The sequence below is a fragment of the Nonomuraea sp. B19D2 genome (assembly GCF_040137845.1).
GTDB lineage: Bacteria > Actinomycetota > Actinomycetes > Streptosporangiales > Streptosporangiaceae > Nonomuraea.
The window spans coordinates 444,801-457,387 of record NZ_JBEFAK010000001.1 but is presented as its reverse complement, the minus strand read 5'-3'; the positions used below and the strand labels follow the sequence as shown (position 1 = coordinate 457,387).

Sequence of the window (12,587 nt, the reverse complement as noted above, 5' to 3'; positions counted from 1 at the left end):
TAAACTGGAGGGGTGACCGGGATTGGAGACGACGGGTGCGTCCGCGAGATCATCGAGCTGGCTGGGCGGTTGCATGCCCGCACGCATGCCCACTACGAGGCCAAGGTCGCAGAGACAGGGCTGTCGATGCCGCAGGCGCGTGCCCTGATGCTGCTGTCTGCAGAGGAGGCCATGTCGATGCGCGCGCTGTCCGACCTTCTCGGCGCCAATCCTTCCAATGTCACCATCACCATGGACCGGCTCCAGGGGCGTGGGCTGGTAGAGCGCGATGAGCAGGTGGGAGATCGCCGAGTGCGAGCCGTACGGCTGAGCCGTGAGGGAGCCGCTGTCAAGCGACGGCTCCAGGAAGGCCTGCTGGCCGGCAACCCCACTGCAACGCGACTCAGCACGGCCGACCAGAAAACGCTACGTGACCTGCTGCGACGCCTCGTGCACGAGGAATGACCTCGATGGTCGCAGCGGCCTGACCGGCGAGCGGAGCGAGCGGGGGTTTGCGGGGTCGAAGGGGGTGTGAGCGCCCTGGGAGGCCGGCGTGGGGCCTCCCAGGGGTGCCTTGTCACGCTGGGGTGCAGGTGAGGGTGGCGGGTGGGGTGTTGGTGCCGGTGTAGCTGGCCGTGAAGCCGAACGAGGTCGTCGCGTTCGGGGCCAGGGTGCCGTTATAGCCCGCGTTCGCGACGCTCACGTTGGCGCCCGTCTGGGTCGGGGTGCCGCTCCACAGCTGGCTGATCTTCTGGTCCCCCGCCCAGGTCCAGGTGACCTTCCAGCCCGAGATCTGCGCCGTGCCCGTGTTCTTGACCGTGACCTCCGCCTGGAAGCCGCCCGACCACTCGTTCGTGCCCTTGTACGTCGCCGAGCAGCCCGACCCGGTGGTCGGCATCACCGTGGGTGTCACGGTGGGCGTGACGGTGGGGGTGACCGTGGGCGTGACGGTGGGGGTGACGGTCACCGGTGGGCCCGTGCGGTCGCCGTACAGGATGCCGCGGCCGTTCGTGCCGACGTAGACGCGGCCGTACACCCTGGGGTCGCCCGTCAGGGCCTCGCCCATGTTGCCCCACTGGTGCTTGTCGTCGTTGATGCGCACCCAGCTCGCGCCGGCGTCGTCCGAGCGGTACAGGCCGGTGACGCCGTCGATCGTGGCGACCGCAAAGATCGCCATGTACGTGCCCCCGGGAGCCGCCTTGCCGAAGCCGACGTTCACGGACTTGGTGATGCCGGAGACCTTGGTGAACGAGGCGCCGCTGTTGGTCGAGTGCCACAGGCCGCCGTCGCCGGCCAGCCACAGGTCGCCCTCCTTGCCGGGCACCGCCTTGAACTTGCCGCTGGTGGGCAGGCCGGTCGCCGCGGTGGCGGTGAAGGTGGCACCGCCGTTCGTGCTGACGTACAGGCGGCCGCCGCTGAAGCCGTAGAACTTCGAGGCGTTCACCCGGTCGGACTCCACGACCGCGTCCGTGGGCAGGCCGGAGGCCTGCTGCCAGGAGTTGCCGTACCCCACCGAGTAGACCGGCGTGACGCCCTTCGGCGCCCAGACGAAGCGGGAGCCGTCGGCGGCGGCCGCCACCGTGCCGCCCTCGTTGATGCCGCCCGGCTCCGTGCCCTGGAACCAGTTCGCGCCGCCGTCGGTGGAGAAGGCCACGTGGCTGTCGTTCGGGCGGTCGGCGTCGGTGAAGTTGCCCGCCCTGACCATGATCGACGGGGACTTCTCCGCGTAGTCCAGGCTGGTGGTCGAGGTGAAGACGGGGGCCGTGAACATCATCGACGGTACGGCGTCCAGGTTCGTGTGGCGGAAGCCGCCAATGTCGCCCAGGGCGCTGACCAGGGACGCGCCGCTCGGCGGGCTGATCAGGTCGAGGACGGCCGTCTCCTCCAGGCCCTTGGCCATCGGCTTGATGGTGAACTGGGCGCCCGCGTCCCACTGGGCCAGGTTCTCGGTGCCGTAGATCGTGGCGCCGGTGCCGTACATCATCCTGTTCGAGTCGAACGGGTCGATCTCCAGGGACTCCGTCATCCAGCCGAGCTTCGGCGTGACCTCAGGCGGCTGCGGGTTGCTGCCGAACGTCAGCCACGGGTTCTCCGTGATGTCCTGCTTGTAGCGGAAGCTGCGGTTCGGGTACGAGGTCCAGTCCCACACGCGGGTCCAGGTCGCGCCCGAGTCCGTGGACCGGAAGAAGATCACGTCCGGCCACCAGGAGATCTGCGTGGCCACCATGATCGTGCCGGGCTTCTGCCGGTCGATGGTCAGGCCGCTGTAGCCGAAGTAGTCGTCGGAGCTGGCGGACGGGACGGGGCTGATCTGGGTCCAGGTGCCGGTCGCCGTGGCGTAGCGCCACACGTCGCCCTTGGCGCCGTCGTACGGGCCGCCCGTGTCGCTCGTCGCGATGTAGAGGTAGCCGTTGACCGTGTCCAGCACGCCCTTGTGGGCGAGGTAGCCGGTCGGCTGGCCGGCCACGCGCGACCAGGTGGCGCCCGCGTCGGTCGTGCGGTAGACGCTGTTCTCCTTGTCGGCGACGCCCACGTAGATGGTCTTGGTGGTGGTGCCCTTGGCGGACGAGCGCGGGTCGTAGGTCACCCAGACCACGCCCGGCTTGTGACTCAGGTAGCCGTTGGGGTCGTTCGGGTCCTGGGCGTAGTTGCCCGGGTTCGGGAAGCTGGCCACCTTGGCCCAGGTGGCGCCGTAGTCGGTGCTGCGCCACAGCCCGTTGCCGTTGGGGGTGCCGAGGTAGAGGACGCTGTTGTTGTTCGGGTCGACGGAGAGCGCCTCGCCCATGCCGCGGCCGGGCATGTTGCCGCCGAGCTTGAACGGCAGCGGCGTGACCTGCCAGTTGTCGCCCTTGTCCGTCGAACGCAGGATCGCGCCGTTGTTGGGATCCCAGCTGTTGGTGTACATGCCGACGGCGGCGTACACCCGGTTGGTCTGCACGGGGTCGGTGGCGAGGCTGATCACGCCGTTGTAGCCCCACTTGTCCCAGCCGACCCAGTCCAGCAAGGGGGTCCAGGACTTGGTCGACTGGTTCCACCGGTACGCCCCGCCGATGTCGGTGCGGGCGTAGATGAGGTTCTTCTCCGTCTGGTTGAAGATGATGCCGGGTACGAAGCCGCCGCCGTCGATCCTGACGTTCTTGTACGCGTACGGGTCCGAGGCGACGGCCGATACCGGCGACATCCGCACGACCGCCGCCACGAGCAGGACGACCGCGGTCGTCAGCATCACGAATAATCTTCTTCGCATGCGCGGCTCTTCCTTTCCAGGCACGCCGACAGGCGCCCCAAAGGCTTCAGATGACCGCCATGCACGAGCAGAGTGCAGGACCCTGACCGTCACCGCGCCTTCGCGCATGAGCTCTACCAGAAGGCTCACACACGGGCGCGTTGAAGGTCAATAGTTTGGATACACAACGAATTAACGACGGCTCCCGAGCGCCGCCCACAGTGCGATCGCGATGTAGACGACCTGCTCAGGGATCCGCAGCCACAGCGGCGTCACGTCCTGGCCGGCGAGCGTGGCATAGATGTTGGCCGGGAGCATCGCCACAAAGAGCAGCGCCAGGCAGATCCCGGCGGCCTTGCGGGTCCTCTCGAGCACGAGGCCGACCGCCCCTGCCAGCTCCAGCACGCCGGTCAGGTAGACCACCAAGGCGGGGAACGGCACGAACGGCGGCACCATGGCCACCATGTCGGCATGGTTGGGCATGAAGGCCACGCCCGCCGGTACGAAATGCGCACTGGCCGTCACCACCAGCATGACGGCCAGCCCGCGAGCGGCACTCAACTGCCACGAACGCCCCAGGAGCCGGAACACCAGCGCGGCGACGAGCAGCACGATCACGATCATTACGAACCTCCTTGGATAGCGATGCTATCGGATAACACTACTATCCAAGGAGGAATTTCCTTACGAGAGTGCGAAGTCCTTGATCCGCAGGTCGCCCTTGAACACGAGGTACAGGCTGCCGGTGCCCGCCTTGACCGAGGCGGTCGCCGTACCCCACTGGTAGATCCCGCCGGTGGCCGGCACCTGGACGGTCCCCAGCAGGGCGCCGGTCGGCGAGCCCGAGCGCAGCTCGATGGCGCCGCCGCTCACCGACGACACCCCCGCCGTGAAACGGGAGCCGAAGGAGGCGCCGGTGAAGGAGATCCAGTCCCCGGCCGACCCTTCCACGGCCTCGCCGCCGGCCTTCGTCTCGTCGGCGAACGCCACGCCCGAGTAGTCGTCGAAGTCCATGGCCCGCGTGGTCCTGGTCAGGTCGCGTACGGGGATGGTCTCGCCGGACACGCGCAGGGTCGTGGACACGCGGATCCGGTCCGAGGCGGAGCCGACGAGGACGTCGTGGGTGGCGCTCTCGACGGCCCACTTGCCCCGGGTGTAGTCCCAGACCGCCAGGTCCGCCTTCTTCAGGGCGAAGGTCACGGTACGGGTCTCGCCCGGGTTCAGGGTGACCCGCTGGAAGCCGCGCAGCTGCTTGACCGGCTGCTTGAAGCGGGACTCGTGCTGGTGGGTGTAGAGCTGGACCACCTCGTCACCCTTCACCTTGCCGGTGTTGGTGACCTTGACGCTCACCTTGTCGCCCTTGACGCTCAGCCCCTGGTAGCCGAACGTGGTGTAGCTCAGGCCGTGCCCGAACGCGTAGAGCGGCTTGTCCTTCCCGTACAGGTACGTCATCCCGGTCTTGGCCAGGTCGTAGTCGTAGATGCTCGGCAGATTGTCGGTGGCGGGCCAGGTCTGGGGGAGCCGGCCGGCCGGGTTGACGGCGCCGAAGAGCACGTCGGCGACCGCGTGGCCGGTCTCCGGGCCCGCGTGCGTGGTCCACAGCAGGTTCGGTGCGTCCACGATGACCGGGTAGCTGGTCTCCAGGACGACGACCGTGCGCGGGTTGGCCTTGCGCACGGCCTCGATCAGCCGCCGCTGCCCCTCGCCGAGCTGCAGGTTGGCGCGGTCGTGGACCTCGCGCCCCGCGACGAACGGGTTGCTGCCGACCACCACGACCGCCACCTCGGCCTTGGCGGCCTGCGCGGCGGCCTCGGCGACGCCGTCGGAGACGACCTCCTTGCCGAACTTCGCCGCCTGCTCCTTGGTGCCCAGGCCGAGCGCGCCGTCGGCGGAGACCGTGACGTACGGCTCGGGCAGGCCGTACCAGCCATCGCCGGTCTCGTAGCCCGCGTACCTGATCAGGTAGCTGCCGTCGGCCTGTGCTTGGAGCTCGAATTGCTGCTGCACGTACCAGCCATGGGGCTGGTCGTCGTCGGTGTCGAGCGAGCGCCAGTCGCCGCCGAGCAGCTTGCCGTTGCCCGCGTTGCGCAGCGTGGACACGCCGCTCATCCAGTCGGTCAGGTCCCACTCGGAGGCCGCGGTGGGCGCCGTGTCGACCAGGGCCGCGTTGTCGTCGGGCCCGGTGCCGGTGGCGGTGATGTACTTGCCGGAGGCCAGGTGCTTGAGCGCGATCCGCTCCAGCCCGGTGCCGGTGCTCACGTCGGCGACGCGCTCCTTGATCCCGTCGAGCGGCGTCACCTGGTACGGCATGGTGCCTCCGTACCAGTCGTGGTACAGCGTCCCGGCCAGCGGCCCGACGACGGCAGCCGACTTCGGCCCCTTGAACGGCAGGGCGCCGGAGTTGCGCAGCAGCACCGCCGCCTTGCCCGCCGCCTCCCGGTTGAGCTTCTGGTTGGCCGGGCTGTTGATCACATCCTTGGTGATCTTCTTGTACGGCCCGCCGTCCGGGTCGAAGTGCCCCAGCCGGGTGCGGATGGTCAGCACGTTCCGTACGGACCTGTCCACGTCGGCCTGCGTGATGAGCCCCTGGTTCAGCGCGGCCGTGAGGTGCTCGGCCAGCGGCCCGGGGTTGTTGTCGTCGATGGTGAAGCTGTCGAGCCCGGCCTTGAGCACCGCGGCGAAGGCCTCGGGCTTGGTGTCGTAGTACTTCTCCAGGTCGGTGAGCGCGTGCGGCCCCCAGGCGTCGCTCACGTTGTAGAGCGTCTTGTCCGTCCACGACCTGACCGTGGTGCCGAGGTCGGGGTTGACGTGGTTGGGCCGCCCGTTGACCAGGTTGTACGACGCCATGACCCCGGTCGCGGCGTTGGCCGAGATGGCCGCCTTGAAGGCCGGCTCGTAGTACTCGTGCTTGAGCTTCGGCGTCAGGTTGGAGGAGCTGAGGCTACGGTTGCTCTCGTTGTTGTAGGCGAGGTAGTGCTTCAGCACGGGCGCGGTCTTCAGGTAGAAGGGGTCGTCACCCTGCAGGCCCTTGCCGTAGGCCGTGGAGATCGCCCCGGTCAGGAGCGGGTCCTCCGAGTAGCCCTCCTCGTTACGGCCCGCCCGCGGGTCACGCAGCAGGTCCACGACGGGCGCCCACACCTGCAGGCCCCACACGGTCGGGTCCACGGCGTTGTAGCCGCGGGCCTCGTCGCCGACGGCGGAGCCCACCTTCTTGATCAGCGCCGGGTCCCACGTGCTGGCCAGCCCCACGGCCTGCGGGAACATGGTGCCGCTTGCGAGCTTCTGGCTCCACTTGTCGTTGAAGTCGTTGGACCAGGCGACGCCGTGCAGCGCCTCGGTGCCGTTCTTGTGGTACGCGATGCCCAGCCGCGGGATGGCCGCCTGCGACTGGTGCAGCAGCCCCAGCTTCTCCTGGAGCGTGAGGCGGCCGAGCAGGTCGTCGACCCGCTGCTCCACCGGCAGGGCCGGGTTCTGGAACGGGTAGCCGTCGGCCTGGGCGGGGGGCGCGGCCAGCAGCGCGGCCGCGAGGGTGAGGGTAGCCAGTATCGGGATTTTTCGCATTGGGGGATTCTCCATCACTTGATGGCGCCGACCGTCACACCACGGGTCAGCGTGCGCTGGAAGATCAGGAAGAAGGCGATCGCCGGCACGACGCCGAGCAGGGCTGAAGCGCTGGACATCGTGGCGTCCATGTACTTCTCGCCCTGCAGGACGCCCAGCGCGACGGGCACCGTCTGGGTGTCGTTGGAGATGAGGAAGATCAACGGAAGGAAGAACTCGTTCCAGGTCCAGATGAAGAAGAAGATCAGCAGGACGTTGAGCGTGGGCCGGCTGATCGGCACCACGATCCGCCAGAGCGACCGCAGCCGCCCCGCGCCGTCGATCGCCGCCGCCTCCAGGATCTCCTTCGGGAACTGGCCCAGCACCGCGCTCAGCAGGTACGTGCCGAACGCCGCCTGGATCACGGTCATGACGATGATCAGGGCCAGCTTCGTGTCGTACAGCCCGACGGCCTTGGCCAGGTAGTACAGCGGGTAGGCCAGCGCCTCCTGCGGCAGCGTGTTGGCCACCAGGAACAGCACGAGGATCGACAGCCGGCCCTTCACCCTGCCGATGCCCAGCGCGTACGCGTTGAGCACCGACAGGACGACGGCGAGCACCGCCACGGAGGCGCTGATCAGCAGGCTGTTCCAGAGCTTCGTGCCGAACTCGACCCGGTTCCAGAAGTCGACGATCCCCTGGAGATAGAGCCCGTCGGGCAGGCTCAGCGGGCCCTGCGAGCTGTACTCGGCGGGCGACTTGACCGCGTTGATCGCCACGATCGCGAACGGGAACACCATCACGACCGCCAGCACGACCAGCGCGAACAGCACCGCCCAGCGCCCCGGCCCCCTCATTGGTCACGCTCCTGGACGCGCAGGAACAGGAACGTCACCACGATGATGATCAGGGCCAGCACCGTGGCGATGGCGGAGCCATACCCGACGTTGCTCTTCTGGAAGAAGTTCAGGTACGAGAAGTACGACGGGACCATGGTGGCGTTGCCGGGCCCTCCGCGGGTCAGCACGAAGATCGGCCCGAACACCTTCAGCGCGGCGATCGTGCAGGTCAGCAGCACCACGAAGACCTCCGGCCGGATCTGCGGCAGCGTGATGTGCCAGAACTTGCGCCACCACGAGGCCCCGTCGATCTCGGCCGCCTCGTAGTAGGCCGGGTCCACCCGCTGCAGCCCGGCCATGAAGATCACGACCGGGTAGCCGAGCTGGAACCAGACCATGACCGCCATGACCGTGGCCAGCGCCAGGTCGGGATCGCCGAGCCAGTCGAGGTCCAGGCCGAAGATCTGGTTGACCGCGCCGTACGACGGGTGCAGCATCCAGCCCCACACCACGCCGGCCACCGCCACCGGCAGCACCTGCGGCAGGTAGTACATGGCCCGCAGCGCCGAGGCCGTGCGCGGGCCGAACTTCTTGCCGATGTAGTCGAACAGGGCGGCCGCCAGCACGAGGCCGATCGCGGTCGGCACGATGGCCATGGCCACGATCAGGCCCACGTTGTGCTGGAACGACTGCCAGAACCGCTCGTCCTTCAGCAGCCTGGTGTAGTTGTCGAACCCGATCCACCTGGGCGTGCCCACCCCCGACCAGCGGGTGAAGCTCGCGCCCACGTTCATGAGGAACGGCACGACGATGACCACCAGGAACAGCAGCAGGCTGGGGGTCAGGTAGAGCCAGTACCCCCTCGTGCGCACTCTCATCTAGTTGCCAATGTCGGCGAGGTTGTCCTCGTACGGCTTGGCGATCTCGTCCAGCACCGCGGCGGGGGCCTTGCTGCCGTTGATGAGGTTCTGGACCCCGGCGACCAGCACGTCGTAGTAGCCGGGCGCGGGCCAGTCGGGGTAGAAGGCCAGGCCGTCGGCGCTGGTGAGCTTGTTGAACGTCTCGATGAGCTCCTTGCTCTTCGCATCGGTGATCGCAGCCGGGTCGGCGGCCACGGGGACGCCGCCGGAGTTGCCCAGGAGGTTCTGGATGTCCTTGCTCATCGTGATGTCGATGAAGTCGTAGGCCAGGTCCTTGTTCTCCGACTTCTCCGGCACGACCCAGATGTTGCCGCTGGAGCCCGGGGCCATCGTGGCGCCGGGGAAGAGGAAGTGGCCCCACTCGAACTTCTTGATCTCCGAGGCGAAGCGGCCGTACCACCAGCTACCGCTGATCATCATGGGGAACTTGCCGTTGATGAACGACACGCCCATGTCCTCGGCCTTGAGCCCCGACGAGTTCTTGGCGAGGTAGCCCTTCTTCACCCAGTCGGCGAACGTGTCGGCGCCGTAGGTGAACTCGGGGCCGTGGAAGTCCACCTTGCCCTTGTAGGACTGGAAGGCCTCCAGCCACGGCTTCTGCGCCTTGGTCAGCGCGAGCTGGTAGAAGATCTGCTGGGCGGGGTACTCGGCGCCGGCGGTGGCGATGGGGGTCACCCCGGCCTTGACGAACGTGTCCATCGCGGCCGTGAACTGCTCGAACGTCGTCGGCACCTGGACCTTGTGCTTCTCGAACAGGTCCTTGTTGTAGTAGACCATCACGAACTCGCCGTAGTTCGGCACGCCGTACCACTTGCCGGAGCCCATGACGCCGCGGTCGTCGTACTTGGCGGTGGTCTGCAGGCCGCCGGGCAGCAGCTTGTCCCAGCCGCGCTTGGTGGCCTCGTCGCTGAGGTCGCTGAGCAGGCCCTGCTTGGAGAGCAGGCCGGCGGTGGCGTTGCCCTTGTTGTACTCCATGATGTCCGGCGCCTCGTCCGAGTTCAGCACCATGCTGGCCGCCTTCTGGATCTGTTCGAAGCCCTTCTCCTCGAACTTGACGGTCACGTTCGGGTGCGACGCCTGGAACTTCTTGATCGCCTCGGCCCACGCCTTGCCCATGGCGCTGTCGGCCGACTCGTAGTGCCAGAGCTTGAGTGTGCGCGGCTGACTGCTGTTCTGGCCGGCCGGCGTCTCCGAGCCGCCGGAACCGCACGCCGACAGAACCAGGACCGCGGCGGCCAGCACCGCCACGGCTCTTGACTTGACCATGATCCCTCCAGGGGGTGTTACTTGATGACGGCCCGTACGGGAGCTCCGGCCACCGGGGCGATCTCGACCCCGGTGACGCGTTTCGGGCCGGTGACGGCGACACGCAGCACGTCGCCGTCCCTGGTGGCGACGGCGACCGTCACGCCGTCCGCGTCGTGGATTTCCGCAGTCGCGTCGCCGCTTCCGAAGGCGACGAGAGTGATCTCGGCAGGCACGTCCACCGTGTCCCCCGGTGTGGTGGTGACCGGGATGAGCGCGCCGTGCCGGACGAACAGGGGGATCTGGTCGAGCGGCTTGCTGACCGTGACGTACCGGGCGCCTTCGAGCACCTCGCCCGTCCAGTAGTCGACCCACGCGCCGCGCGGCAGGTACACCTGACGGGTGCCCTCGGGCGCGGTCATGGGGGCCACGAGCAGGTCGCGGCCGAGCAGGTACTGCAGGTCGGCCTGCCAGGCCACCGGGTCGTCCGGGTGGTCCACGCACATCGCCCGCATCATCGGCGCGCCGGTGCGCGCGGCCTCGACGGCCGCCGAGTAGATGTACGGCATCAGCCGGTAACGCAGCTTCAGAGCGGCGACGGCCTGCTCCTCGACGGCGGGGAACTCCCACGGCTCGCGGGTGGTCGTGCCGTGCAGGCGCAGCAGCGGGGAGAGCGCGCCGAACTGGGCCCAGCGCACGTACAGGTCGTCGGTGGGCCTGCCAGTGAAACCGCCGGCGTCGTGGCTCCAGAACGGGACGCCGGACAGGCCGTGCGCGAGGCCGCCCCTGATCGTGCTGCCCATGGCGGCGTAGCTGGTGTAGGTGTCGCCGCCCCACTGGGCGCTGTGGCGCTGGCCGCCGAGGTACGAGGAGCGGGCCCAGACGAGGTCGTGGCCGTGGACCTCGCGGGTGACGGCGGCGACGGCGTCGTTGAACAGCAGGGTGTAGACGTTGTGCAGGTCGGTGCCGGTCATGCCGTTGCAGGCGACCGAGTCGGCGGGCACGCCCTCGGCGAAGTCGGTCTTGAACGCGGCCACGCCCTGGCGCAGCAGGCCTCTCAGCAGCCCGGTGAACCACTCGACGGCCTGCGGGTTGGTGAAGTCCACGATCCCGCACGGCGGGAAGGAGCCGTGCCAGCAGTCGGCGACATAGGTCTCCCCGGCCTGGTTCTTCAGGAAATATCCGGCTTCGGCGGCCTCAGCGAAGGCGGGGCTCAGGTGGGAAATATACGGGTTCATCCACAGACAGACCTTGAACCCCATGCCCGCCAGCTCGGCCAGCATCCCCTCCGGATCGGGGAAGTTCACGGGGTCCCACTGCAGGTCCGACCAGTGCCCGTCGGTCTGCCAGTACGTGTCCAGGTGCAGCACGTCGCACGGGATGCCGCGCTCCCTGATCGTCCGCGCCCTGGCCAGCACCCGCTCCTGGCTGTCCACGCAGAAACCGGAGGAGATCCAGGTCCCGAACGCCCACTTCGGCGGCAGCGACGGGCGGGAGGTCAGCAGGTCGTACCGGTCCAGCACGTCGGACGGCGTCGGACCGGCGATCACGTAGTAGTCCAGCACGTCGTCGGGCACGATGATCTGCACGACGCTGTGCGTGGACTGGCACACGTCGAACTCCGTCGGGGCGCCGCTGTCGACGAGGACGCCGTAGCCCCTGCTGGAGACGTACAGGGGGATGTTCTTGTACGCCCGCTGCGACTCGGCGCCGAACGCGTCGAAGTTCCACATGAGCGGGCGCTGGCCGCGCTTGTCCAGCCGCGTGAACGACTCGCCGAACCCGGCGAAGGCCTCGTCGGGCGCGGCGGCGAAGCTCTCGTGGTACGCGACGGGGGCGCCGTTGGAGCTGGAGCGGCCGAAGGGGAGCGTACGCAGCCGCCCGCTGATGTCGGTGTGCCCGCGATCCTGCTCGACCAGCGTCTTCCCGGTGGCGTCGGTGAAGCGCAGATGCCACGGCGCCAGGCTGATCTCGGCCCGCAACGAGCCCGCGTCCACGACGATCGGCTCCCCTGGCGCGACCCCGGCACGTGCCCCTCGATACGTGCCGGGGGTCACCAGCGAGATGGCCCCCTCCGAACGCGGCCTGGCGGTCGGGTCCTCCGACAGCCGGACCCGGATCACTCCCTCACCGGCCACTCCCACCTGGACGACCAGCGTCTCCTCCGCCGTGGTGACGGCCTTCACCATCACCTCGGCGCCGTCGGCCGCGACCAGCTCCGCAGCGGTCACCGCCGACAGACCACCCTCGCCTCGTGCACGAACCGGCAGCTCGGGCGGGTCCGCGACGAAGTACTCGTGCGAGACCAATGGGGGGCGATAGGGCATGGAAGCTCCTTTGAACAACTGCGCCAACTTCGGGAATTAGTTTGACGTCCATACCAACAAACGTCAATGGTCAGCGCGCACTTCCATGTGGCGACGCATGATCGAGAGCTCGGCTGCCACTTCGCGCGGGTGGCCGGCCTGCCATCCGGGAGTCACCTCGACGGCGGGCTCCGCGAGGTCGTTCCCCGGCCCCGTGCGGACCACCCCGCGACCCCGGTCAGCGGCGCTTCCACGCGGCCAGGTCCCATCGATGTCTCGTGCACCTATCGCCAGACATCGAGCGGTTCCTCCGGTGAGCTGCGCACCGGCTCCCGATCGGCCCCGACGATGTCGACTTCGGGATCATTGGTCGGCACACGACGGATCACGATGTCACCGTTACCGGTGCGGGCGCGTAGTTCGACGGTCTCGCCGGGCTGTTCGGGGCTGTCGTCGTCGTTCAGATCATTGTGCACGCTGCCGCGCTTCGCGTGAGCGTCCAGCCTGGCGATGGTGCCCTGCCTGACCACTC

General features: G+C 68.3%; 9 protein-coding genes. 1 reads left to right on the top strand and 8 read right to left on the bottom strand.

Features of this window, described 5'->3' with window-relative positions; translation table 11 throughout:
* Positions 1–12 precede the first annotated feature (12 nt).
* Positions 13–444 carry a MarR family winged helix-turn-helix transcriptional regulator gene (locus tag ABN273_RS02300; RefSeq protein WP_349446900.1) on the top strand — a complete coding sequence of 144 codons (432 nt, stop codon included), beginning with the start codon at positions 13–15 and terminating at the stop codon, positions 442–444.
* 112 nt (positions 445–556) lie between these two features.
* On the opposite strand, the gene ABN273_RS02295 is transcribed toward ABN273_RS02300, so the two are convergent.
* The 8 genes from ABN273_RS02295 to ABN273_RS02260 all read right to left on the bottom strand — a co-directional run bounded on the left by ABN273_RS02295 (position 557) and on the right by ABN273_RS02260 (position 12,585).
* A complete protein-coding gene (locus tag ABN273_RS02295; protein WP_349447176.1) occupies positions 557–3,205 on the bottom strand; it encodes a cellulose binding domain-containing protein in 2,649 nt (882 codons plus the stop codon).
* A 192-nt stretch (positions 3,206–3,397) separates the two neighbouring features.
* Positions 3,398–3,829 carry a DoxX family protein gene (locus tag ABN273_RS02290; RefSeq protein WP_349446899.1) on the bottom strand — a complete coding sequence of 144 codons (432 nt, stop codon included), beginning with the start codon at positions 3,827–3,829 and terminating at the stop codon, positions 3,398–3,400.
* A gap of 60 nt (positions 3,830–3,889) precedes the next feature.
* Positions 3,890–6,766 carry a glycoside hydrolase family 3 protein gene (locus tag ABN273_RS02285; RefSeq protein WP_349446898.1) on the bottom strand — a complete coding sequence of 959 codons (2,877 nt, stop codon included), beginning with the start codon at positions 6,764–6,766 and terminating at the stop codon, positions 3,890–3,892.
* A gap of 14 nt (positions 6,767–6,780) precedes the next feature.
* Entirely contained in the window at positions 6,781–7,602 is an 822-nt protein-coding gene (locus ABN273_RS02280) for a carbohydrate ABC transporter permease (protein ID WP_349446897.1), read from the bottom strand.
* Positions 7,599–8,462: a carbohydrate ABC transporter permease gene (locus ABN273_RS02275; RefSeq protein WP_349446896.1), complete on the bottom strand. Its 864-nt coding sequence runs from the start codon at positions 8,460–8,462 to the stop codon at positions 7,599–7,601. Before ABN273_RS02275 ends, ABN273_RS02280 begins: the two co-directional genes overlap by 4 nt.
* Complete coding sequence (locus ABN273_RS02270) at positions 8,463–9,770, bottom strand: ABC transporter substrate-binding protein (RefSeq protein ID WP_349446895.1); 1,308 nt, start codon at positions 9,768–9,770, stop codon at positions 8,463–8,465. It abuts the gene before it with no gap.
* A 17-nt stretch (positions 9,771–9,787) separates the two neighbouring features.
* Complete coding sequence (locus ABN273_RS02265; RefSeq protein WP_349446894.1) at positions 9,788–12,076, bottom strand: TIM-barrel domain-containing protein; 2,289 nt, start codon at positions 12,074–12,076, stop codon at positions 9,788–9,790.
* Positions 12,077–12,339: 263 nt separating this feature from the next.
* Positions 12,340–12,585, bottom strand: a complete 246-nt coding sequence (locus tag ABN273_RS02260; RefSeq protein ID WP_349446893.1) for a hypothetical protein — start codon at positions 12,583–12,585, stop codon at positions 12,340–12,342.
* Positions 12,586–12,587 lie beyond the last annotated feature (2 nt).

Excerpts from the sequence above, each read along its gene's own strand:
- ABN273_RS02270 (WP_349446895.1), bottom strand. The coding sequence starts at position 9,770 with ATGGTCAAGTCAAGAGCCGTGGCGGTGCTGGCCGCCGCGGTCCTGGTT.
- ABN273_RS02290 (WP_349446899.1), bottom strand. The coding sequence starts at position 3,829 with ATGATCGTGATCGTGCTGCTCGTCGCCGCGCTGGTGTTCCGGCTCCTG.
- ABN273_RS02275 (WP_349446896.1), bottom strand. The coding sequence starts at position 8,462 with ATGAGAGTGCGCACGAGGGGGTACTGGCTCTACCTGACCCCCAGCCTG.
- ABN273_RS02285 (WP_349446898.1), bottom strand. The coding sequence starts at position 6,766 with ATGCGAAAAATCCCGATACTGGCTACCCTCACCCTCGCGGCCGCGCTG.
- ABN273_RS02295 (WP_349447176.1), bottom strand. The coding sequence starts at position 3,205 with ATGCTGACGACCGCGGTCGTCCTGCTCGTGGCGGCGGTCGTGCGGATG.
- ABN273_RS02280 (WP_349446897.1), bottom strand. The coding sequence starts at position 7,602 with ATGAGGGGGCCGGGGCGCTGGGCGGTGCTGTTCGCGCTGGTCGTGCTG.
- ABN273_RS02265 (WP_349446894.1), bottom strand. The coding sequence starts at position 12,076 with ATGCCCTATCGCCCCCCATTGGTCTCGCACGAGTACTTCGTCGCGGAC.